1 protein-coding gene is annotated in these 241 nt (G+C 53.9%); it reads right to left on the bottom strand.

What is annotated here, in order from left to right:
- Positions 1-175, bottom strand: a 175-nt coding sequence (locus A3754_RS24885; RefSeq protein ID WP_197468855.1) for a histidine phosphatase family protein, incomplete at its 3' end; no start/stop codon positions are given.
- Between the last annotated feature and the right edge of the window lie 66 nt (positions 176-241).

The following is a 241-nucleotide window of genomic DNA, read 5'->3' on the forward strand; positions in this document are numbered from 1 at the left end:
CCCGGCAGCGTAACAAGGGTGACGTGAGGATGTGATCCCACTGATCCTCCACCTGAATGGCGTCACGCATTTGCTGCCAGCCCAATTCGCTCAGAGGGTCATCCTTGTGGCCCCGATACATCTGACCGCCAGCCGGTTCACCGTGGCGAATCAAGTCAAAAAAGGTGGTGCTCATTGGTATCTGTTCCCGCTAACGTAGGTCGTATTAGGCGTCGTCGTAATCCGACAATTTATCCGTTTT

This window comes from Alcanivorax sp. HI0083 (assembly GCF_001635175.1).